This window comes from Burkholderia territorii (genome assembly GCF_001718335.1).
Classification (GTDB): Bacteria; Pseudomonadota; Gammaproteobacteria; order Burkholderiales; family Burkholderiaceae; genus Burkholderia; species Burkholderia territorii.
Map to the genome: position 1 here is coordinate 814337 of NZ_CP013367.1, position 21724 is coordinate 836060.

Consider the following 21724-nt stretch of genomic DNA (forward strand, 5'->3'; position numbering starts at 1 on the left):
CACGATCGTCGAGTTCAGTTCGGTGTACTTGTCGAGCGCGTGCAATGATTTGTCGCGACCGTTGCCCGACTGCTTGTATCCGCCGAAGGGGAAGTTCGAAGGGCATCGAGCATCCATCGTCCCTTGTGCGTCAGGTGTGCAACGCGCCTTCCGGGTGTGCAATGCTCGAGCATGACCAGTTGGCGCACGAGCAGTGCATCGAGTTCGGTCCTGTTCATGTCGATCTGGTCCGGCGCTTCGCGGACCAACATCAATGTTGCGAATTCGTGTGGACCGAGCATCTTCGTCTCCAGTCGACGATGAAACGGTAGGCCGGACGACTACGCGCAAGACCGCTGTCGATGGCGCATGTCGCGCGCACGTTCGTCGCCGGATGCACGCCCCGTGTCCTGTCGCCGAGACGACGCGCATCGCATCGAAAGCGTCAACCCGCGAACGACTCTTCCGGGCGTCCAACACGCGCGGTTTTGCACCCGAAAATGCCGCGCCGGAACATACGGCAAGCATTCCGGCTCTCGCTTCGGTCCTCGCCCGTGGCTTCGCCCGAATGACCGCCGAATCGGCGCAGGTCCCGCCTGCCGCGCAGTACGTCCGGATCTGCGCCGATACTTTCGTCTATTCGACGCTCACCGGGATGCGTCGCGGCTTCGCCTCCTCGCGGCGCGGAATCGTCAACGTGAGCACGCCGTCGCGTAGTTGTGCATCGATGCGCGACACGTCGAAATCCGGGCTGATGGTGAACGCTCGCCAGAAGTGCGGATGCCGGACTTCGCCGTGCTGCAGGCGAAGCCCCGACGGGGTCGGGATGACCGCTTCGGCTTCGACGGTCAGGTTGCCGTCCCGCACCTGCACTTCGAGCTTGTCGCGGGACACGCCCGGCAGATCCGCGTACAGCGTGATGCCGCGATTGTCCTCGAACACATCGACGGCGGGCGCGACGCGGGTGACCTGCTTTGCCGGCTCCCCGCCCGCCGGGCCGGCAACGCCGGTGCTTCCCTGCCGGGTCGTCAGTTCGTTGCTGTCGTTCATGATGTCCTCCATTCGTTTCATGCGTCGATCAACACTCACTGGACGGTAATGGCGCGCGGTTTCGATGCCTCGGAACGTCCGACGCTGATGGTCAGGCAACCGTTCACATACCGCGCGTTGACTTTGTCCGGATCGGCGTGCTGCGGCAATTCGATCACCCGCCGGAACGCGCCCATGAAGCGCTCCCGCGCATAGACGCGCGTTTCGTCGCCCACATTTGCTTCGGGCGGCTTGCGCTCGCCGCTGATCGTCAGTAGTCCCTTGTCGATCGAGACTTCGATCGCGGACGGATCGAGCCCCGGCGCGAATGCGACGATCTCGACGGTATCGTCGGTACTGCCGATGTTCACCGCGGGGAAGGTTTCGCTGCGCGTAGCGCGCAGACTGGCGGGATATCCCGCAAAGAGGCTGGCCATCTGCCGTTGCAGGCGGTCGAATTCGCCCAGCAGATCCGTGCCGAAGAAGAGATCGCTCATGACTGGCTCCTTGAAACCGGGGCCCTTCGCGAGAGACGAACGGAACCACGCGCTCCAGTTCGCCTGCCCACGGGAAACCCCGCCGACAAACAAATCGAAACACGCAGCGCTTAGCGCGACTGCCTGAGCGATCCGTAAACTAGTGCAACAATCGGAAAATTCAAGAGGTCCTGCAACATGTCGTGAGGGAGGTTTCATCGGCCTTCCGACCGCCTTCGGAAACAGACGGAACGTGGCCCATGCCGACCTTTGCCGGCCGCGCCGGCAGCGCTGCCGCTTCGCGCAACACCGATCGATCCTGCGAGCTTCCCCGGTCGATGAGGCCGAGGGTGGGGCCCCGGTGCAATTGGCTGCGCACGAAGGTTACGTTCCGATTGGCCGTGCCGCGCGGGCAAGGACGGCTTGTCACAAATGCTCGGTGCGCCGGCCGACGCCTGCGAATCCACCCGCCGCTCCCGGCCTGCCCGAGCCGCACCGCCCGGACGGACGCCGGCGCGTCCTGTACCGCGTCGGCTGGTACGCGAGCCTGTTGCCGCGCCGAAACAATTTGTTACAGCAGGTGTTTTCGCAGGCGCCTGAAGGAAGAACCGTCGCCGCTCACGCGCGCGGCAACCGCCGGGCGAAGCAGTAAGCGCCCGCCGCGACGACACCGAATACCAAATGGGCAACCAGCGTGATCACGCCGCGCGCCGCGACGAACCACGGGAAGATCGCGGTGAACGCGTGCAGGTTGATGCCGTACAGAACGAGCCCGAACGCGGCGCCCGCGAGCAGCGCGGCGCCGAGTGACCGGCCGCGGACCAGCTTCGCCAGCACGACCGTATAGGCGAGCGACAGCACGGCATGCACCATCGTCGCCACGCCCATGATCGTCGGATCGAAGCCCGCGGGCGCACCGAGGATGGATCGCCCCATCACAATGGCGGCCGTCAGGCGCGCATCGCGAAGCAGATCGTGAATGGCGTCTTCGCCGGCAATTGGCCAGAGCAGCAACTCGATGATCGTCGAGCAAACCGCCGCGCAGCATGCTGCCCAGAGAATCGGAACCGCACCGGTCTGCTTCAAGCATCCACCTCCGCGATGACCGGCCGCCATGCGCGGCTTACAACGGACGTTCGCAATCCGTCCAGTAGGCGAACGGATCGCGATGCTTCGGGTAGTGCTCGTCGAGCCATTTCAGCAACGTCGCACGCGCGTTGTCCAGGTCGGCCTTCGACGACGACGTCGTCAGCTCGTGCACTTCGACGGACTTTTCCCGATCCATCACGTAGCAGTTCCAGTCGGGGCCGTCGAGATCCGGATCGTCCGACGCCTTCGACGCCTTGCGCCAGCCCACTCCCTTGCGTGCATCGATGTAATAACGCGGATGCACTTTCAGATACGACATCTCGCCGCCCTGCAGGCTGCTTTCCGCGCGCAGCACGTCGCGTTCGTCGACGATCTGCGTGACTTCCGGCAGCCGGCGCGAGCGCCAGCCGGCCGGTAGCGTCGCCGTCGCCCGCACGGCGTCGTACGGCCCCCAGGTGAGGCCCCAGGCTTCGGCCATGCGCTTCATGAACGCATCGGCGCCCGGATAGCCGCGCAGCTGGATTCTCGTCGACAACGTGACTTCGACCCGGCCGTCGGCACCGGCCGGGTCGCCTGCCGCTTCGAACGGATTGCCCGGACGCGACGCGCGCTGCTGCGCATCCGCGGGCGCCATGCCCGAAAACAGCTGGTCGAGCGCCGCACGCGCTTTCGACGACTTGTCTGGTCTATTCATTACTCACTCTCTCCCTCTGCATCCGCACGTCTGCAAAAACTGTCGATTCTCGTTCATCTTCGGGTCTCGCGGTTTTCCGCGGTCGCATTGTCGACGATCCCATGGCCGCGGTCGAGCACCAGCGGCGCCGACGCACGTTGCGTCGCGGGCCCCGGCTTTCCGGCGCCTACCCGAGCGCCGCCCGCATCCGCTCCATCAGCGCGAGCACCTCCGGGCGACTCTCGCCCTTCGCGTGCACGAAGTGATACCTGAGCAGCGACTCGACCTCATGCCGGCCCACGCGCACGAGCGCACTGCGCCGAAGATACGCTTTCGCGAGCGGCACCCGCGCCAGCGCCACGCCGAGCCCCGCTTCGGCCGCCGCGAGCACCAGGTTGTAGTCCTCGAAGCGGCGATCCTGCGCGCGCGGTTTGAACGGAACGCCGAGCGCGTCGAACCAGGTACGCCAGCCGGTGACGTCGGAGTCGTGCAAGAGCGGCATGCCGAGCAGCGCTGCGTCGCCGTTTCGGCGGCGCAGTGCGGCCAGTTGCGCCGCGAGCCGCGGATGCGCGACCGGATAAAGCGTTTCCGGCATGAACTCGCGGGTCTCGAGCTGGCGCCAGTTGCCGCGCCCGTAACGGATCGACAGATCCGCTTCGCCGCCGGCGATATCCACGTTGCGAAGCTCGATGCCGAGCTCGATGCGCAATGCCGGCGCTTCGCTCTCGAGCGCATGCTGGCGCTCGAGCAGCCAGAGCTGCGCGAATGCCGGCACCACGCTCATCCTGACCAGTCGCGGCGTGCGCGGCGAGCGCCATTGATCGGCCGCGCCGTCGATGATCGCGAACGCCTGCTCGATCCGGCCGACGAAGCGCTGACCGTCCGGCGTCAGCCGCACGCCGCGCGCATGACGTTCGAACAACGCCATGCCCAGCCAGTTCTCGACGGCCGCCACGCGCCGGCTGATCGCGCCATGCGTGACGCCCGAGGCGTCGGCGGCCGCCAGAAACGAACCCTGGCGCGCCACCAGGCAGACAGTCTCCAGGCTGGCCAACGGCGGTCGCAGGCCGGGTGCCGGGACGGCCGGCAGCGCGTTGGCAACGCGCCGCCGCGCGCGCATCGAGCTGTGAGCCATATTCATACCCGCATGTTGATCTGTGCGCTAGCTTAACATCTGACCACACCGCACCATTGCCGCATGAACACGCTCTCTCCTCCGTCGTCGCGCGGCGCGCGACTGCCGCTCGTCGCGGCCGGCGCGGTGGCGTTCACGATCGTCTCGTGGGCCTCCGCCTTCCCGTTCATCCGGATCGGCCTGCACGGGCTGGCCCCGCTACAACTCGCGGCCGCTCGCTTCGCGACCGCCGCCGTGCTCGTGCTCGCATGGCTCGCGTGGCGACGGCCGAAGATGCCTGCCAAAGGCGACGCGTTGCGCTTTCTCGCGTGCGGCTTGCTCGGCATCGCGCTCTACAACGCGCTGCTCAATACCGGCGAGCAGACCGTGTCGGCCGGCGCGGCGAGCTTCATCGTCAATACGCTGCCGATCTTCACGGCGCTGCTGGCCGCGATATTTCTGCGCGAACGCTTCAATCGCTGGGGATGGCTCGGCTCACTGGTCAGTCTCGCCGGCATCGCCGTGATCGCGCACGGACAGCCCGGCGGTCTCGTGCTCGGCTCCGGCAGCACGCTGATTCTCGGCGCGGCGCTGTGTTCGGCCAGCTACTTCGTGTTGCAGCGGCGACTGATCCCCGTGTACGGCGCACTGCCCTGCGCCGCGTACACGCTGCTGGCCGGCGCGTTGCTGCTCACGCCGTGGTTGCCCGGTGCGCTCGCGTCGCTCGGCGGCGGTGCTTCGCGCGACACGGCGCTCGCCGTCCTCGTGCTCGGTATCTTTCCCGCCGCGCTCGGCTATGCGACGTGGACCTTCGCGCTCGGCTACTTCGGCGCGGCACGCGCCGCCAATTTCCTCTACCTGACACCGGCGGTCGCGACGGCGCTGTCGATGGCGCTCACGGGCGAGCGTCCCGGCATCGAGACCGTGTGCGGCGGCCTGCTGGCCATTGCCGGCGTGATATTCGTGGCCTTGCGCGGACGGACATAGCGGGCGCGCGGTTTCGACGGACGGCGATAGTCGCTCGAAGAACGATCCTGCGCGGTTCGGCCAGGCCGGGCGCCATCCACTGCAAAACGGGAACACATGGAAAGCTTCGACGCCTCGCGCCAATTCATGGTCGCGAGCGGGCTTGACCGTTAGTTGCATCAAATGGTTCGCGACCTTGCCGGAGCATGACGATGGAAGTGTGCAGACAAACCGACCGAACAGTTCGCGATTGATTGCAGCGCACTGTCCATGGTCACCGGTGGCGGCCCGGTCGAATAATCGGAGCATTCGGTGATCACAAGGATCACGTCTGCACGAGAGACCACGCAGTCGCATCACATTTGCGCAAGGCTGGGCAATTCGCGGAAGCGGGCACAAACGGGTTCGGATATATTCATACCAATTGCGTGTCGTCAGACGAAATCGTCCGCTCGCTCGGACACTGCGTGGCGCAGGCGTCGCTCGCCGGCCTCGACAACAGGCGACACGCAAGCCGAACCCGTCACGGGTCGGAGACGCGTCCGGCACGTACGTCGAGCACCTCACGAGGGCGCGCCGCGCACCGGACGACATTAGAAATATCAATCAACGGAGATGGCAGATGGAACGAAGCATTGTCGGCATGCGCTGCAAACCCCTGGCAACCGTCGCACTGGCAGCCGCCGCATTTGTGGCCGCGTCGGGCGCGATGGCCGACCAGGTCGTGAAGATCGGCAGCGTCGAACCGACGACGGGTGGCATTTCGCACCTCGGCAAGGACAACGAGAACGGCGCACGCCTCGCGGTCGAGGAAATCAATGCGAAGGGCCTGACGATCGGCGGCAAGAAGATCACGCTGCAGCTCGACGCGCAGGACGACGCAGCCGACCCGCGCCAGGCCACGCAGGTTGCACAGAAACTCGTCGACGACAAAGTCGTCGCCGTCATCGGCCACCTGAACTCGGGCACGTCGATCCCGGCATCGAAGATCTACAGCGACGCGGGCATCGTGCAGATCTCGCCGTCGGCCACGAACCCGACCTACACGCAGCAGGGCTTCAAGACCACGTATCGCGTGGTCGCCACCGATGCGCAGCAAGGCCCGGCGCTCGCGAGCTACGCGCAGTCGAAGGGCGTGAAGAGCGTCGCGGTGATCGACGATTCGACCGCGTACGGCCAGGGCCTCGCGAACGAATTCGAGAAGAAGGCGAAGGCGCTCGGCCTGAAGGTGCTGTCGCACGACGCGACCAACGACAAGGCCGTCGACTTCCGCGCGATCCTGACGAAGGTGAAGGGCGAGAACCCGGACGCGATCATGTACGGCGGCATGGATGCCACCGGCGGCCCGCTCGCGAAGCAGGCGAAGCAGCTCGGCCTGCGCGCGAAGATCCTGTCCGGCGACGGCGTGTGCACCGACTCGCTGGCCGAATTGGCCGGCCCGGCGGCCGACAACGTGCTGTGCTCGCAGGCCGGCGCGGCGCTCGAGAAGATGCCGGGCGGCGCAGCGTTCCTCGCCAAGTACCAGAAGCGCTTCAACCAGGGCATCAAGTTCGATGCACCGTTTGCGTACGACGCGGTCTATATCGCGGTCGACGCGATGAAGCGCGCGAACTCGACGGACCCGGCGAAGATCCTCGCGGCGATGCCGTCGACGAAGTACGAAGGCGTGATCGGCACGACGACGTTCGACGCGAAGGGCGACCTGACGCACGGGATCATCTCGATCTACGGCTACAAGAGCGGCAAGAAGACGTTCCTCGACCAGGTGAAGATGTAACGCCCCACGACGCCGGCACGACGGGAACGCCACCCGTCGGCGCCGGCGCCGCGCGGTGCCGATTCAAGTTTTGCGGAGACGAAGCGACATGTGTGCAATGGCGTATGCGGAATTTCAACAGGAGTTGAAGAAAGCGCAGTTGACGGCGCGAGAATTCGCCCGTTTGATCCGGATGAACGAAAGTTCCATCACGAACTATTCGAGCAAGGGCACCGTCCCCTCCCACCTCGCGGTCATCGCGACGCTGATCGGCGCGCTGGCCGCGCATGAGATCGATTTTCGGCGCGTGATCGGTAAAACGGGCATCGAGCCGAAACGGCCGCGCGGCGTCGGCGCGTTTCCCGCGGCGCGCAAGCCGCGCGCGAGCAAGACCACGAAAGCCGGTTCCTGAACCAGCGCGGGCGCCGGGCCAGGCACCGCACGTGCCGTTCGCTCCGGCGCACGCTCGATACCGTCACGCACGCTGCCGCGCGACACGCTCAGCCGGCCCGTCAGGCCGCCGCCCGCACGTGATCGAGCAGCGCCTGCAGCGGGTGGCGCACCTGGCGCGACGCCATCCGCTTCACCTGGCTGCGGCACGAATACCCGGTCGCGAGTGCTTCACCTTCCGCTTCCGGCGCATCGACATGCGCGGCCCACGATTGCGTGTAGATCGTCCGCGACGTCTGCAGGTTGCGCGCCTCGTGCCCGTAGGTCCCCGACATTCCGCAACACCCGGTCGCCTGCACCTTCAATCGCAGCCCGCGCCGCGCGAATACCTGCGCCCATTGCTTGCCGCTATCCGGCGCGTTGGTTTTCTCCGTGCAGTGCAAAAGCAACCGGTATGACGCAACCACCGCCTCCGCCCCCGCATCCGCTTCGGGCAGCGCCTGCAACAACCACTCCTGCGGCAGCGCAACCTTCGGCACGTCGGCGAGCCCCGTCACCTTCAGGTATTCCTGCCGATACGTCAGCGTCATTGCCGGATCGAGGCCGACCAGCGCGACACCCGAGCGCGCGAGCGCGGCCAGTTGCGTCGCGTTGCGAATCGCCGCCCGCTCGAACGCTCGGAGGAAACCCTGCACATGCAGCGCCTTCCCGTTCGGCGCGAGTGGCGCGAGCCATACCTGGAAGCCGATGCGCGCGGCCAGCTCGATCAGCGTCGCCAGTTGCTCGGTGTCGAAATAGCGCGTGAACGTGTCCTGCACGATCACGACGCTGCGCGCGCGCTGCGCATCGCTCAGCGCGGCGAGCGCGCGCGGATCGGCCGGCCGCACGTTCCACTGCCGCGTCACGGCCGCGAGGTCGAAGCGGCTGAGCAGCGGGCTGTCGACCATGCCGACGTGCCGCTCGAGCAGCGTGCGAACCCAGCCGGCGCGCATCAGGCCGTTGTACAGCGCGGGCACGCGCGCCATCCACGGCATCGTGAATTCGAGCGAGCCGATCAGATAGTCGCGCAGCGGGCGCAGGTAGCGCTGGTGATACAGCTCGAGAAAGCGCGAGCGGAATTCGGGCACGTTGACCTTGACCGGGCACTGCCCCGCACACGACTTGCATGCGAGGCAGCCGGCCATCGCGTCGTACACCTCGTGCGAGAAGTCGGTTTCGCCGTCACGCGCGGCACGGCTGTTGCGCCAGCGGGTCACGAGGCCTCGCATGAACGGCTGCGGCGCGCGCGCCGCCGCGACCACGTCGATGCCCGCCTGTCCTTGCAGACGCAACCATTCGCGCATCAACGACGCGCGCCCCTTCGGCGACTGCACGCGTTCGCGGGTCGCCTTCCACGACGGGCACATTGCGTCGTCCGGATCGAAGTTGTAGCACGCGCCGTTGCCGTTGCAGTGCATCGCCGTGCCGTAGCTCTGCCACACGCGCTCGTCGATCTGCCGGTCGTGGTCGCCGCGCGTCGGCACTTCGTCGATCTTCAGCAGCCGCAGCGTGTTGTCCGGTGGCGTCGCGATCTTGCCCGGGTTGAACTGGTTGTGCGGATCGAACGCGGCCTTCAGCTGTTGCAGCGACGGATACAACTCGCCGAAGAACGCCGGCGCATATTCGGAACGCACGCCCTTGCCGTGTTCGCCCCATAACAGGCCACCATGCCGCCGCGTGAGTTCGGCCACGGCGTCCGACACCGGCCGCACCAGCGCGGCCTGCTTCGGATCCTTCATATCGAGCGCCGGGCGCACGTGCAGCACGCCCGCGTCGACGTGACCGAACATCCCGTACTGCAGCCCGTGGCTATCGAGCAGCGCGCGAAATTCGGCGATGTATGCGGCGAGATTTTCGGGCGGCACCGCGGTGTCCTCGACGAACGGCTGCGGACGCGCCTCGCCCTGCACGTTGCCGAGCAGGCCGACCGCACGCTTGCGCATCGCGTACACGCGCTTCACCGCATCGTCGCCGGCCGCGAGCGTGTGGCCCAGCCGCTCGACGCTCGTGTCGGTGCGCAAATGCTCGATGAATGCTCGCACGCGCGCATCGACGTCGTCGGCATCGTCGCCGCTGAATTCGATCAGGTTGATGCCGAGCGTCGGACGCGCATCGTCCTGCGGAAAATACTCGGCCACGCTGCTCCACACGAAATCCTTCATCGCGAGCATCAGCACCTTCGAGTCGACCGTCTCGATCGACAGCGGCTTGAGTTCGAGCAGCGCACGCGCATCGCGCAGCGCGTCCATGAAGCCGGCGTAGCGCACGTTGACGAGCACCGAATACTTCGGGATCGGCAGCACGTTCAGCTTCGCCTCGACGACGAAGCCGAGCGAGCCCTCGGCGCCGCACAGCACGCTGTTCAGATTGAAGCGGCCGTCCGCCTCGCGCAGGTGCGCGAGATCGTAGCCGGTCAGGCAGCGATTGAGCTTCGGAAACTTCGCGTCGATCAGCGCGGCCTTTTCGTCGCTGATGCGGCGCGCGGTGCGATAGACCTTGCCGATCCGGTCCTGCCGTGCGCAGCGGCGTTCCAGCTCGTCGTCCGCGAGCGCGTCGCTGTGCAACTGCTCGCCGCCCATCAGCACGAAGTCGAGCGCGAGCACGTGGTCGCGTGTCTTCCCGTACGTGCAACTGCCCTGCCCGCTCGCATCGGTATTGATCATCCCACCGACCGTCGCGCGGTTCGACGTCGACAGCTCGGGCGCGAAAAAGAGCCCGTGCGGCTTCAGCGCGGCGTTGAGCTGATCCTTGACGACGCCCGCCTGCACGCGCACCCAGCGCTCGTCCGCGTTGATTTCCAGGACCCGGTTCATGTTGCGCGACAGATCGACGACCACGCCGTCGGTCAGCGACTGCCCGTTGGTGCCCGTGCCGCCGCCGCGCGCCGCCACCGCGACGTCGCGGTGCGCGGGCTCGGCCAGCAGCCGCGCGAGCAGCCGCACGTCCTGCGCATGCGCGGGGCAAACCACCGCCTGAGGCAAGCGCTGGTAGATCGAATTGTCGGTCGCCTGCACGGTCCGGTTCGCATGGTCCGCACGGATTTCACCTGCGAATCCGGCCGCCCGAAGTGCGGCGAGGAAGTCGCGATAACGGGCCTCTGGCGGGCTGGCGGGACGGGGCAACGGAGCGATCGACATGAGATAAAAGCACGGTGTAGGTGGAGCCGGTACTCGGCCTCGCGCAGAATCATGAGTTTTCAGCAAGATTCCATGCGAGCCGGAAATCCAGTATCTTGCGGATCAGCGCAAGAAACAAACGAATTCTTCCCCGGCAACACTTGCATAAAACTCATGAATTACCGTCGCCTGACCCCGTCGATGTCGTTGCTGCTGGCGTTCGAGGCTGCGGCGCGCCACGAGAGCTACACGCGCGCGGCCGACGAGCTGTCGCTGAGCCAAAGCGCGATCAGCCGGCAGGTTCAGACACTTGAGGATCAGCTCGGCGTGGCGCTGTTCCGGCGCGAGGGCCGCTCCGTGAAGCTGACGGAAGTCGGGCGGCGCTACTTCGTCGAGCTGAGCGGCGCGCTCGGGCGCATCCGCGGTGCGACGCTGCAAGCGATGTCGCATCAGGCCGGCGCCGGCACGCTGCGGCTCGCGACCTTGCCGACCTTCGGTTCGAAATGGCTGCTGCCGCACCTGCATGATTTCTATGCCGCGCATCCGGGCGTGACCGTGCACCTGCATTCGCGGATCGGCGGCATCGACTTCCATACCGACGACCTCGACGCGGCCATCACCGTCGGCGCGGGCGACTGGCCCGGCCTGCGCGCGCACCGGCTGTACAACGAGTTCCTGATCGCGATCGCGAGCCCCGACACGGCCGGGCGCCGCAAGGCCGGCCCGCGCGCGCCGGCGTGGGCGGTCGGGCAGACGCTGCTGGGCGTGACGAGCAATCAGCATGCGTGGGCCGAATGGTTCTCGCGTTCCGGTCTCGATCATCGCGAGATGCGCATCGGCCCCAGTTTCGAGCTGACGTCGCATCTGATCCAGGCCGTGCGGGCCGGGATGGGAATCGGCCTCGTGCCGAAGGTGCTGGTGGAGGACGAGCTGAGCCGCAACGAACTCGTGTCGATCGGCGACGCGATCACCAGCGAGCGCAGCTACTACCTCGTGTATCCGCCGGAAAACGACACGCTGCCGTCGCTCGTGGCGTTTCGGGAATGGCTGCTGAAATCGTGCTGACGAGCTAACGGGCTGACGGGCGACCGGATGGAACGCGCGCTCACGCGCGCCATTCATTGAGAATCTGTTCGGCGAGGTAATCGCAAGGCGGTCGCGCCGACTGCGCGCTGCGCGCCAGCACGACCTCGAGCGCATCCAGCGGCGGCAGCCCTTCGTTCTGCGACAACTGGACGAGATGTTCGGGAATGCAGCAGCGTGCGAGCGGCGCGACCGCAAGGCCGGCCTCGACCATGCTGATCAGCCCGAGGAAGCTCGGGCTTTCGTACGACATCCGGAACGGAATCTTCTGCCGGTTCAGCGCCTTGATCGCGTGATCGCGCGCCATGCTGCCATGCGTGAAGAGCGCGACCGGCAACGGGCGCTCTTCCCATACGTTGCGCTTGGGGGAACCCGTCCACACGATCGGTTCGAGCCGCACCAGCTCGCCCGTCACGCCCTTGATGCGCGTGAGGCATGCGAGGTCGATCGTGTTGTCCTTCAGCATCGGCACGAGCGCGCTGCTCGGCTGGCCGATCACACGCACTTCCACCCGCGGATGCATCGCGGCGAACTTGCCGAGCACCTGCGGCAGTAGCGACGAGATGTAGTCGTCCGGCACGCCGATCGTCACGCGCCCGCGAATCTCCGGACGCACCACCGACGCCCACGCCTCGTCGCGCATCGCCAGCATCCGGCGGCCGTAGTCGGCGAGCATGCGGCCCTCGTCGGTGGCCGTCACATTGCGCGTGTCGCGAATGAACAGCGGCTTGCCGAGCGCATCCTCAAGCGCCTTGATCTGCATGCTCACCGCCGACGGCGACCGGTGCACCGCTTGCGCGCCCTGCGCGAACGAACCGGACTCCGTCACGGCCACCACCATCGCCAGCACATCGAGGTCGAGCTTTTTCATGGTATTCAGAAAATCTGATTAATCGATTCAGTTTATCCCGTTTTACTGTTCACCTCCATCGCCGGACAATGAATGCCATCGATTTCATCGCGGGAAGCAGCAATCATGCATACCACCGGCTCGCTCTACGGATTTCTGGTCATCGGCGGCATGCTCGCGATCACGCCGGGGCCGAACATGGTCTACGTGATGTCGCGCTCGATCGCGCAGGGGCGCACCGCCGGCCTGATTTCGCTGGCGGGCGTGATGGTGGGCTATCTGTTCTACATGTTCGGCGCCGCGTTCGGAATCACGACGCTGTTCATGAGCGTGCCGTACGCGGGCACCGCGCTCGGCGTCGTGGGCGCCGCGTATCTGCTCTATCTCGCATGGCAGGCCGTCCGGCCCGGCGGCCGTTCGCCGTTCGAGCTGAAGACGTTGCCGAACGAGCAGCCGCTGCGCCTGCTCGCGATGGGGGCGACGACGAGCGTGCTGAATCCGAAGCTCGCGATGCTGTTCGTGTCGCTGCTGCCGCAGTTCATCAATTACCGGCACGGCAGCGTGTTCGGCCAGTCGCTCTTTCTCGGTTCGTTGTTGATCACGGCGTTCGCGTCGGCGAACGGGCTGGTCGCGATCTGCTCGAGCGGCATCGCGCAATTCCTGCATGGACGGCCGGCGCTGTTGCTCGCGCAGCGCTGGGCGATGGGCGCGGTGCTCGGCGGCCTCGGCGTGCAGATGCTCGTCGAGGCGTCGAGAACGGCGGGTATGGCGTGACGCCTTCGACAAGTCTCGGCGCCGATGAGGCGGTAACACCCGGCCCGCGCCGCGCTTCGCGACGCAGCGATCCTGGATGGCCGGCGGCACCCGGCGCCGGCCGCGACGTTTAGGCGTTCAGATGTTCATGCGATCGCGCGGGCGTTCACGATCGCAACCGTTCGCCCGCGCGCGCATGCGTCACGCGGCAACCGCCTGCCGCTGCGCTTCGAGCTCGCGCACGAGCGGCAGTACGCGCTTGCCGAAGTACTCGACTTCCTCGATGAAATGCAGGAACCCGGCGAGCACGAGATCGACGCCGACCGCCTTCAGCGCGACGATCCGCTCGGCGATCTGTTGCGGCGTGCCGATCAGGTTCGTGCGGAAGCCGTCGTTGTACTGCACGAGATCCTCGAACGTGGAGGTCGCCCAGTTGCCTTCGCCTTCCGGTGACGCCTTGCCGGCCTCCTTCACCGCGTCGCCGAACGCATGCACGGCCTCGACGTGCGCGTGCCGGACGATGTCGTCGAGCACGGCCCGCGCCTCTTCCTCGGTGTCGCGCGCGATCACGAACGCGTTCACGCCGATCCGCACGCGATGGCCGTTCGCGGCGGCCTTCGCGCGGATGTCGTCGATCTGCGCCTTCAGGTTCTCCGGCGTATTGCCGTTCGTGAAGTACCAGTCCGACACACTTGCCGCGTTGTCGCGCGCCGCGCGCGAACTGCCGCCCTGGAAGATCTCCGGGTGCGGCTTCTGCACGGGCTTCGGGCTGAGCGTGTAGTCGTTGAAGCGGTAGAAGTCGCCCTTGAACGTGAAGTTGTCCTGCGTCCAGATGCCTTTCAGCGCCTGGATGAATTCCTTCGAGCGCCGATAGCGTTCGTCGTGCTCGAGCCACGGCTCGCCGATCGCCGTGAATTCGCCCTTGAACCAGCCGCTGACGACGTTGATCGCGATGCGTCCGTTCGAAACATGATCGATCGTCGCGAGCTGCTTCGCGACCACGGCCGGATGCCACGGCCCCGGCAGGATCGCCGCGATCACCTTCAGTTTCGTCGTTGCGTGCAGCAGCGCATGGCTGAACGAGACCGACTCGTGCTGGTATTCGGCGCCGTAGCCGGCCGTGAAGCGTATCTGGCTCAGCGCGTAGTCGAAGCCGGCCGCCTCGGCCGTGCGCGCAAGCTTCTGGTTGTACTCGAGGCTCCAGTCGGTACGCTGCTCGATCGTGCTGACGACGAGACCGCCGCTGACGTTGGGCACCCAGTACGCGAATTTGACACCGTCGGTTGAAGGTTCGTGAATGCTCATGAGGAATCCTGATCGAAGGAGAAGACGAAAGGCGGGCTGCGCGACCACGTCGGCAAGCATGGGCAAACGAACGACCACGCCGACGGTGTCGCTCGCTCCTTGCGTTCCGTTGTCGGGCCGTGCGTCGCCGCGCCGGTATCGTGTCGGGTTCGCAAGGGGCGTGCCATAGCCGACGGATGAGCGATCGCGCGGATCATCTGGATCCCGAACCTTCCTTCGATCGCCCGGCGGATATGGCTTCCGCGGCCAAATTTCTGGCAATGGAAAGCGTTTCTCTACTAGCGTCGGATCGATATTCCACGGCGAGATGAACCGACGGAAACAACATTGCTGATGGCCTGCTGCTCGATCAGCAGTTTCGCGCGCTCCGTTCGTCGGATCGCCGGGTTCGGACGCCGTCGCATCGAACGCGATGACGTTGAATCCGTTGTCGCAGCAGCGAGCGTCGCCGCCGTTTCATCCTGCGCAGCAATCCGGCTTTCGTTATCAGAAATCGATGTTTCCCGTACGGAGCAAAACGCGGAACACTCTGCTGACCAGGCAGCAACCGGACCGCGACGCCCCTCGGCGCTGGTTCGACCGTTCGATCGACTCACGCTTTCATCGCCATGACCACCCTGTCTGCAACGCCGCACCCGGTCCGTTCTCGAGTCGTCACCGCGCAGCCGGATGAATCGCGCGGCGCGGCCGTTCTCGCATTCCCCGCCCACCACGCGCCGCCCCGCGCCCGCGCGCCCGTGTTCGCCGATCCGCGTTCGCTCGCGTTGCTCGAACGCGTGCGGCGCGTCGCGCCGAGCGACGCGAACGTGCTGATCGTCGGCGAGACCGGCACCGGCAAGGAGTTGATCGCGCGCCATGTGCACGACGCCAGCCATCGCGGCGGCGGCCCGTTCGTCGCCGTGAACTGCGGCGCGCTCTGCGACACGCTCGTCGACAGCGAACTGTTCGGTCACGAGAAAGGGGCCTTCACGGGTGCGCTCGGCACGAAGCCCGGCTGGTTCGAGGCCGCGAACGGCGGCACGCTGTTTCTCGACGAGATCGGCGACCTGCCGCCGCCGATGCAGGTCAAGCTGCTGCGCGTGCTGCAGGAACGCGAGGTCGTGCGACTCGGCTCGCGCACGGGCATCCCGATCGACGTGCGCGTGGTGGCCGCGACGAATGTCGACCTGCAGCAGGCCGTGGTGGACGGCCGGTTTCGCGGCGACCTGTTCTACCGGCTCAATGTCGTGCGGCTCGACGTGCCGCCGTTGCGCGAACGGCCGCGCGACATCCTGCCGCTCGCGCGCCACTTCTTCGACGAATACCGCACCCGCGTCGGCCATGGGCCGCGCAGCATCGATCCGCGCGCGGCGCGCCTGCTCGAAGCGCATTCGTGGCCCGGCAATATCCGCGAACTGGAAAACGTGATCCATCACGCGCTGCTGGTGAGCCGCCACGATGCGCTGCAGGACACCGACCTGAACCTGTCGTCGTCATGCGTGCCGGCGGTGGCTGTCGGCGTGCGGGAAGCGGCGGACCGCGTGCCCGGTCAGGAAGCGCTCGAACTCGCACTGTGCGCGCTGTTCGACGAGCCGCACGAGAACCTGTTCGAACGCATCGAGAACACCGTGATGCGGGTCGCGTTCGACTTCTGTCACCGCAACCAGGTCCAGGCCGCACGCCTGCTCGGCATCAGCCGGAACGTGCTGCGTGCGCGGCTGATTCGCGCGAAGGCGATCGCGGCGGTCAAATAAGAAACGCGATCGCGCGGCCGCAAGCGGTGCCGCGCGTCGGCTCGTCGCAATTCACCGACGGCATGAACGGGCGATGCCGATGCGCTGCTCGCCTGCGCGACGGCACGCGGCGCGTCGTCGAGCCGCGTGCCGTACGGTACGCCGTTATTTCCCGACGCCGCCCGTCACGCCGCCGAGCAACGATGTCACCGGCGCGAGCGGATTCGCCGAGGAACCGCCGCCTCCCGCCGCGCCGCCGAGCGTGCCGGTAACCGTCGACACGAGGTTCGTCACCGGCGCGAGTGGGCTCGCCGCACCGGCACCGGTCGTGCCGCCGAGTGCGCCGGTCAGCGACCCGAGCGGCGTCGACCCGAGCCCCGACAGCACGCCGCCGAGCGGGCCGGACGCGCTCGAGCCACTCGACGGACCGTTCTGCACGGTGGCGACGGAAGCGCCCGCGAGGCTCACGATCATCCCGGGAATCGGCGCGACGCCGTTCGGGCCGTTGTAGTTGACGAGTCCACCCGCGTTCGTGACGGTATTGCCGAGCGCGCCGACGACCGCCCCCACCGCGCCGACGGCCGGTTGCGACGAAACGGAGCCCATCCGCGAGCCCGTCGTCGCGAGTGCGGTGCCGACCTGTCCGAGCAGGCCGGCCACCGGCTGACCGAGGCCCGTGGTCGCCCCGATCTGCTGCGTTGTCTGGCCAGCCGTGATGACGAGCGGCGTGACGGCCGAACTGAGCGGCTGCGTGACCTGTTGGACGGCGCCCGACGCCAGCGTCGCGCCGACCGTGTTGCCTGCCGCGCCGAGTCCGCCGGCCACGGTATCGAGCGCTGCGCCGACGGGTGTCGTCACCGGCGCGAGCGGCGCCAGCGGCCCCAAGCCGAGCGCGCGGATGGTCTGCGCAAGGCCCTCGACCGGATTCGCGGTCGCGCCGACCACTTCACCGAGGCCGGCGACCGTCGTACCGACCGGATTGGGCGTCGAACCGGTCTTGCCGAGCCCGTCGCTGAGCGCATCGGCCGCGGCGCGCGAAATCGTGCTGATGCTCGAGATCGCGTCGCCCGCGCTGCGCGTCACGGTATTGCCGAGTACCGGCAGCGACATCGCGCTGACGGTCGAGCCGACGCCGACCGCGAGCGCGCCGGCGGTGCTCACGACGCCGCGCGTGCCGGGTGTGCCGCTGGTGCCCCAGCCCCCGTCCGACGTGTTGCTGCCGGGCGTGTTGCCGGAGACGGATGTGCCGCTGGTGCTCGCGGCGGCGGCGCTCGCCGGCGCGGCGACGTCGGTGCCGCCGCAGGCGGCCAGCATGCCGGCGGCGGCGAACAACGCCGCGGACGTGACAATGCGGGTTCGATACATGGTGGTCTCCTCGCGGTCCGGGCGATGGAATGTTCGATTGAGGACCGGACAAGAAACAGCATTTTCCATGCCATTGCCGCCAGGCGAACACGCGTTCCCGCCGCCGCGCCAGCATCCGCGCACCCGCGCGAGCGCGTGCCCCGCGATCGCGATCGATACGTTTCGGCCCCCGAGCGGCGCTGTTTTCGTTACATTCGTGCTACGAATGCCTCGATGTTACGTAACGCCGGCCGCGCGGCGCGCCGCTTTCCGCAGCGCGCCGCCTACCATCCACAGTACGAAGCCGGCGGCGCTGCATGCGTGCCGCCGGGCTTCGTCCCATCGTCAGGAACCCGCTGCCATGAAGAAGCTCGTGAACCACCCGTCCGACGTCGTGCGCGAAATGCTCGAAGGTATCGCGCGGCAGTCGCCGCATGTCGCGATTCTCGGCGATGAGCAGGTGCTCGTGCGCCAGCCGCTGCCCGAGCCATCGCAGCGCCCCGTCGCGATCCTGTCCGGCGGCGGCAGCGGTCACGAGCCCGCGCACGGCGGCTTCGTCGGTGAAGGGATGCTGAGCGCCGCCGTCTGCGGCGAGGTGTTCACGTCGCCGCCGACCGATGCCGTGCTCGCCGCGATCCGCGCGTGCGCCGGCCCGAACGGCGCGCTGCTCGTCGTGAAGAACTACACCGGCGACCGGCTCAATTTCGGGTTGGCCGCCGAACTTGCACGCGCCGAGGGCATTCCGGTGGAAACCGTGATCGTGGCCGACGACGTGTCGCTGCGCGGCCGCGTCGAGCGCGGGCAGCGACGCGGGATCGCCGGCACCGTGCTGATCCACAAGCTGGCCGGCGCGGCCGCGGCGCGCGGGTTGCCGCTAGCCCGCGTCGCCGCTATCGCGCGCGATGCGGCCGCCGAACTCGGCACGATGGGCGTCGCGCTCGACGGCTGCACGATCCCCGGCGCCAAGAAGTCGGGTTTCAGCCTCGCCGATCACGAGATCGAGCTCGGCCTCGGCATCCACGGCGAGAAAGGCGTCGAACGCACGGCACCGCTGCCGGCCGACGCGCTCGTCGAGACGCTGCTGTCGAGCATCGTCGCGGACCTCGTGCTGGATCGCGGCGAACGCGTCGCACTGTTCGTCAACGGTCTTGGCGCGACGCCTGACATGGAACTGGCGATCGTGCTGCGCGCCGCGTACGACAACCTGAGCCGGCGCGGCATCGTCGTCGCGCGCGCATGGGCCGGCACGTTCCTGTCGGCGCTGGACATGCCCGGCTGCTCGATCTCGCTGCTCAGGCTGAACGACGAACGCGCCGCGCTGCTCGATGCGCCGACGCAGGCGCGCGCGTGGCCCGGCGGCGGCGCGGTCAACACGCACATCCAGGTGGCCGCGCCAGCCGTGCCCGACCAGCCGCCGGCGCCGCTCGATGCGGCCGGCCGCGCGTCGGCAGCACGCCTGCAGCCGGCGCTGCACGCGGTCGCGCAAGCGTTGATCGACAACGAAGCGACGCTCACGGAACTCGACACGGCCGCCGGCGACGGCGATCTGGGCGCGAGCATGCATCGCGCCGCGCAGGCGATCCTCGCGTTGCCGGAAGCCGCGTACGGCGCGCCGGCCGGTGCGCTCGCGGCACTGGGCACCGCATTGCGCCGCGCGATCGCGGGCAGCTCGGGACCGTTCTATGCGACCGCGCTGCTGCGCGCATCGCGGCGCGTCGCCGAGGCCGCTGACCCCGTCGCGCCGTCGGCACGCGACTGGGCCGCGGCATTGCGCTGCGCGGTCGATGCGATCTCCGAACTGGGCGGCGCACGCGCCGGCGATCGCACGATGCTCGATGCGCTGGTGCCGGCCGCCGATGCGTTCGATCGCGCGCTGGATGATGGGCGCGCCCCCGCCGACGCGTGGGCGCAAGTCGTCGAGGCGGCGGAACACGGCGCGCAACGAACGGCCGGCATGGCACCGCGCGCGGGGCGAGCGAGTTATCTCGGCGAACGCGCGATCGGCACGCCCGACGGCGGCGCGGTGGCGGTCACGTACTGGCTTCGTGCGTTGCTGCCGCACATTCGATAACGGCCGCGCTCAGACTCCCTCGACCAGCACCGCGCGATAGCGGGCACCCTTGAACCGGTGCTGGACGACCTTCTGGTATTCGGGGCCGTGATACCACGCGTGCGCGGCCTCCTTCGACGGGAACTCGACGATCACGACGCCTTCCGGGCCTTCACCCTCGAGGATTTCCTGCGGCCCATATGCTGCGAGCACCTTCACCGGATGGCCGGCAAGGGTCGCGCCGACCTGGCTCGAGTAGACGTCGAGCTCATGCTGGTCCTGCGTGCTTTCCCGTGTGAAAACGATGTAGGTCGCCACGATATGCGCTCCTGATGAATTGCGAAAAAGGGGACGCCACGCTGCCCGGCCCGATGAATTCCGCGTGGCAGCGCGCAGCTTACAGCCGTTTGCCGGCCGGTGCGTCGGCGAGCGAGGCGGCGGGCTCCGCCGGCCACCTTTGGACGGCACGGGAAAACCCCGATCCCCACATCGTCCTATGACATCGGGCGCCGGTAATTGGCGGGATTACTTTGATCCTCGTCGGCGCCCGCCCGGGCGCATGCTGATAGCGAGGATCCCTCATGCGATACGTGCCATCGTGGACTTCCGTTTCCGCCGCCCCGTCCGTTCCGGACGAGACGGCTTCCCGCGGCGACGAGCCGCACTGCCTGCCTCGGGTAGCGATCGCGGCTGCGGCCCTCGGCAATGCAACAGAATGGTTCGATTACGGCATTTACGCGTACGGACTCGCCTACATCTCCGCCGCGCTGTTTCCCGGCAACACGGCCAGCGCGACGCTGTTCGCACTCGGCACCTTCGCGATCTCGTTCCTGATCCGTCCGCTCGGCGGCCTGTTCTGGGGTCCGCTCGGCGACCGCCTCGGCCGCAAGCGCGTGCTTGCGCTGACCGTCCTCACGATGTCGGGCGCGACCCTGCTCGTCGGCGTGCTGCCGACCTACGCGAGCGCCGGCTGGCTCGCGCCGGCCGCGCTGATCGTGCTGCGCATGGTGCAGGGCTTCTCGACCGGCGGCGAATACGGCGGCGCGGCGACCTTCATCGCCGAATACGCACCGGATTCGCGACGTGGCCTGTGCGGCAGCTTCCTCGAATTCGCGACCCTCGCCGGCTTCTCGCTCGGCGCGCTGCTGATGCTCGGCTTCGCGCTGCTGCTCGGCGACACCGCGATGCATGCGTGGGGATGGCGCCTGCCGTTCCTCGTCGCGGCACCGCTCGGGCTGATCGGCTTCTATCTGCGTTCGCGCCTCGAGGAAACGCCCGTGTTCCGCGAACTCGAGGAGCAGGCGCAGCGGCGCGAGCAGAGCACCGCCGCCGCGGCGCTGCCGATCGGTCAGCTGCTGGTGCGCTATGCGCGGCCACTGTTGCTGCTCGGCGGGCTCGTCGTCGCGCTGAACGTCGTCAACTACGTGCTGCTCGCGTACATGCCGACCTACATGCACAAGGAACTCGGCGTCAGCGAGAATATGTCGTTGCTGATTCCGCTGATCGGCATGCTCGCGATGATGGTGCTGTTGCCGTTCGCCGGCTGGCTGTCGGACCGCGTCGGCCGCAAGGCAATGTGGTGGATCTCGCTCGTCGGGTTGTTCGTCGCCGCCGTCCCGATGTTCGCGTTGATGACGCACGGCGTGCTCGGCGCATTCGTCGGCTTCGCGGTGCTCGGCCTGCTGTACGTGCCGCAGTTGGCGACCATTTCCGCGATGTTCCCCGCGATGTTCCCGACTCATGTGCGCTATGCGGGCATGGCGATCGCATACAACGTGTCGACGTCGCTGTTCGGCGGCACCGCGCCGATCGTCAACGACTGGTTGATCGGCAAGACCGGCAACGCGATGATTCCTGCGTACTACATGATGGCGGCCTGCGCGGTCGGGTTGGTCGCGCTGTCCGCCGTGATCGAGACGCGCGGATGCTCGCTGCGCGGCGAAACCGTGCCGGGACAACCGGGCTGACGCCAACCGGGGCGGCACTCGTCGCCCCATGAA

The 21724-nt window shown here is 67.5% G+C and carries 19 protein-coding genes; 8 read left to right on the forward strand and 11 right to left on the reverse strand.

Features of this window, described 5'->3' with window-relative positions; translation table 11 throughout:
* Positions 1–14: 14 nt before the first annotated feature.
* From WS51_RS31775 to WS51_RS29605, 6 genes are all read right to left on the reverse strand, one after another.
* Positions 15–281 (reverse strand): hypothetical protein, encoded by a 267-nt coding sequence (locus WS51_RS31775; RefSeq protein ID WP_081053713.1) that lies wholly within the window; start codon positions 279–281, stop codon positions 15–17.
* Positions 282–615: 334 nt separating this feature from the next.
* Positions 616–1029, reverse strand: a complete 414-nt coding sequence (locus tag WS51_RS29585) for an Hsp20/alpha crystallin family protein (RefSeq protein WP_059451739.1) — start codon at positions 1027–1029, stop codon at positions 616–618.
* A gap of 35 nt (positions 1030–1064) precedes the next feature.
* Positions 1065–1505: an Hsp20/alpha crystallin family protein gene (locus WS51_RS29590; RefSeq protein ID WP_059451689.1), complete on the reverse strand. Its 441-nt coding sequence runs from the start codon at positions 1503–1505 to the stop codon at positions 1065–1067.
* Between the two features lie 597 nt (positions 1506–2102).
* Entirely contained in the window at positions 2103–2570 is a 468-nt protein-coding gene (locus WS51_RS29595; protein WP_069230303.1) for a sodium:proline symporter, read from the reverse strand.
* A 37-nt stretch (positions 2571–2607) separates the two neighbouring features.
* Positions 2608–3267, reverse strand: a complete 660-nt coding sequence (locus tag WS51_RS29600) for a hypothetical protein (RefSeq protein WP_059505829.1) — start codon at positions 3265–3267, stop codon at positions 2608–2610.
* A 166-nt stretch (positions 3268–3433) separates the two neighbouring features.
* A complete protein-coding gene (locus tag WS51_RS29605; protein WP_069230304.1) occupies positions 3434–4387 on the reverse strand; it encodes a LysR substrate-binding domain-containing protein in 954 nt (317 codons plus the stop codon).
* Between the two features lie 57 nt (positions 4388–4444).
* On the opposite strand from WS51_RS29605, the gene WS51_RS29610 reads away from it, so the two are divergent.
* The 3 genes from WS51_RS29610 (at position 4445) to WS51_RS29620 (ending at position 7494) form a co-directional block, all read left to right on the forward strand.
* The gene (locus tag WS51_RS29610) at positions 4445–5347 is read left to right on the forward strand and encodes a DMT family transporter (RefSeq protein WP_059943775.1); all 903 of its coding nucleotides are present in this window, start codon (positions 4445–4447) and stop codon (positions 5345–5347) included.
* A gap of 601 nt (positions 5348–5948) precedes the next feature.
* The gene (locus tag WS51_RS29615; protein WP_059505836.1) at positions 5949–7103 is read left to right on the forward strand and encodes a branched-chain amino acid ABC transporter substrate-binding protein; all 1155 of its coding nucleotides are present in this window, start codon (positions 5949–5951) and stop codon (positions 7101–7103) included.
* Between the two features lie 88 nt (positions 7104–7191).
* Positions 7192–7494, forward strand: a complete 303-nt coding sequence (locus WS51_RS29620) for a hypothetical protein (protein WP_059451695.1) — start codon at positions 7192–7194, stop codon at positions 7492–7494.
* Between the two features lie 100 nt (positions 7495–7594).
* On the opposite strand, the gene ydiJ is transcribed toward WS51_RS29620, so the two are convergent.
* Complete coding sequence (ydiJ, locus tag WS51_RS29625; RefSeq protein ID WP_069230305.1) at positions 7595–10648, reverse strand: D-2-hydroxyglutarate dehydrogenase YdiJ; 3054 nt, start codon at positions 10646–10648, stop codon at positions 7595–7597.
* Positions 10649–10801: 153 nt separating this feature from the next.
* Here ydiJ and WS51_RS29630 point away from each other — a divergent pair, with 153 nt between their 5' ends.
* Positions 10802–11692 carry a LysR substrate-binding domain-containing protein gene (locus tag WS51_RS29630; protein ID WP_069230306.1) on the forward strand — a complete coding sequence of 297 codons (891 nt, stop codon included), beginning with the start codon at positions 10802–10804 and terminating at the stop codon, positions 11690–11692.
* A gap of 40 nt (positions 11693–11732) precedes the next feature.
* On the opposite strand, the gene WS51_RS29635 is transcribed toward WS51_RS29630, so the two are convergent.
* Positions 11733–12581 (reverse strand): LysR substrate-binding domain-containing protein, encoded by an 849-nt coding sequence (locus WS51_RS29635; protein WP_059451698.1) that lies wholly within the window; start codon positions 12579–12581, stop codon positions 11733–11735.
* 105 nt (positions 12582–12686) lie between these two features.
* Here WS51_RS29635 and WS51_RS29640 point away from each other — a divergent pair, with 105 nt between their 5' ends.
* A complete protein-coding gene (locus WS51_RS29640; protein WP_069230307.1) occupies positions 12687–13334 on the forward strand; it encodes a LysE family translocator in 648 nt (215 codons plus the stop codon).
* Between the two features lie 180 nt (positions 13335–13514).
* Here the strand turns inward: WS51_RS29640 and sfnG are convergent, their stop codons facing one another.
* Positions 13515–14618 (reverse strand): dimethylsulfone monooxygenase SfnG, encoded by a 1104-nt coding sequence (sfnG, locus tag WS51_RS29645; RefSeq protein ID WP_059505846.1) that lies wholly within the window; start codon positions 14616–14618, stop codon positions 13515–13517.
* 608 nt (positions 14619–15226) lie between these two features.
* On the opposite strand from sfnG, the gene WS51_RS29650 reads away from it, so the two are divergent.
* Positions 15227–16351, forward strand: a complete 1125-nt coding sequence (locus WS51_RS29650) for a sigma-54 interaction domain-containing protein (RefSeq protein ID WP_081060568.1) — start codon at positions 15227–15229, stop codon at positions 16349–16351.
* A gap of 144 nt (positions 16352–16495) precedes the next feature.
* On the opposite strand, the gene WS51_RS29655 is transcribed toward WS51_RS29650, so the two are convergent.
* Positions 16496–17695, reverse strand: coding sequence for a collagen-like triple helix repeat-containing protein (locus WS51_RS29655; RefSeq protein WP_069230308.1), 1200 nt, complete (start codon positions 17693–17695; stop codon positions 16496–16498).
* Between the two features lie 340 nt (positions 17696–18035).
* Between WS51_RS29655 and WS51_RS29660 the strand changes: the two genes are divergently transcribed.
* Positions 18036–19745 (forward strand): dihydroxyacetone kinase family protein, encoded by a 1710-nt coding sequence (locus tag WS51_RS29660; RefSeq protein WP_069230309.1) that lies wholly within the window; start codon positions 18036–18038, stop codon positions 19743–19745.
* 9 nt (positions 19746–19754) lie between these two features.
* Here the strand turns inward: WS51_RS29660 and WS51_RS29665 are convergent, their stop codons facing one another.
* Positions 19755–20042, reverse strand: a complete 288-nt coding sequence (locus WS51_RS29665) for a DUF1330 domain-containing protein (RefSeq protein WP_059451704.1) — start codon at positions 20040–20042, stop codon at positions 19755–19757.
* 263 nt (positions 20043–20305) lie between these two features.
* On the opposite strand from WS51_RS29665, the gene WS51_RS29670 reads away from it, so the two are divergent.
* Positions 20306–21691: an MFS transporter gene (locus WS51_RS29670; RefSeq protein WP_059505851.1), complete on the forward strand. Its 1386-nt coding sequence runs from the start codon at positions 20306–20308 to the stop codon at positions 21689–21691.
* The last annotated feature ends 33 nt before the right edge of the window (positions 21692–21724 follow it).

Coding starts and splice junctions, on each gene's coding strand:
- WS51_RS31775 (WP_081053713.1), bottom strand. CDS start 281: ATGCTCGGTCCACACGAATTCGCAACATTGATGTTGGTCCGCGAAGCG.
- WS51_RS29585 (WP_059451739.1), bottom strand. CDS start 1,029: ATGAACGACAGCAACGAACTGACGACCCGGCAGGGAAGCACCGGCGTT.
- WS51_RS29590 (WP_059451689.1), bottom strand. CDS start 1,505: ATGAGCGATCTCTTCTTCGGCACGGATCTGCTGGGCGAATTCGACCGC.
- WS51_RS29600 (WP_059505829.1), bottom strand. CDS start 3,267: ATGAATAGACCAGACAAGTCGTCGAAAGCGCGTGCGGCGCTCGACCAG.
- WS51_RS29605 (WP_069230304.1), bottom strand. CDS start 4,387: ATGAATATGGCTCACAGCTCGATGCGCGCGCGGCGGCGCGTTGCCAAC.
- WS51_RS29610 (WP_059943775.1), top strand. CDS start 4,445: ATGAACACGCTCTCTCCTCCGTCGTCGCGCGGCGCGCGACTGCCGCTC.
- WS51_RS29615 (WP_059505836.1), top strand. CDS start 5,949: ATGGAACGAAGCATTGTCGGCATGCGCTGCAAACCCCTGGCAACCGTC.
- WS51_RS29620 (WP_059451695.1), top strand. CDS start 7,192: ATGTGTGCAATGGCGTATGCGGAATTTCAACAGGAGTTGAAGAAAGCG.
- ydiJ (WP_069230305.1), bottom strand. CDS start 10,648: ATGTCGATCGCTCCGTTGCCCCGTCCCGCCAGCCCGCCAGAGGCCCGT.
- WS51_RS29630 (WP_069230306.1), top strand. CDS start 10,802: ATGAATTACCGTCGCCTGACCCCGTCGATGTCGTTGCTGCTGGCGTTC.
- WS51_RS29635 (WP_059451698.1), bottom strand. CDS start 12,581: ATGAAAAAGCTCGACCTCGATGTGCTGGCGATGGTGGTGGCCGTGACG.
- WS51_RS29640 (WP_069230307.1), top strand. CDS start 12,687: ATGCATACCACCGGCTCGCTCTACGGATTTCTGGTCATCGGCGGCATG.
- sfnG (WP_059505846.1), bottom strand. CDS start 14,618: ATGAGCATTCACGAACCTTCAACCGACGGTGTCAAATTCGCGTACTGG.
- WS51_RS29650 (WP_081060568.1), top strand. CDS start 15,227: ATGACCACCCTGTCTGCAACGCCGCACCCGGTCCGTTCTCGAGTCGTC.
- WS51_RS29655 (WP_069230308.1), bottom strand. CDS start 17,695: ATGTATCGAACCCGCATTGTCACGTCCGCGGCGTTGTTCGCCGCCGCC.
- WS51_RS29660 (WP_069230309.1), top strand. CDS start 18,036: ATGAAGAAGCTCGTGAACCACCCGTCCGACGTCGTGCGCGAAATGCTC.
- WS51_RS29670 (WP_059505851.1), top strand. CDS start 20,306: ATGCGATACGTGCCATCGTGGACTTCCGTTTCCGCCGCCCCGTCCGTT.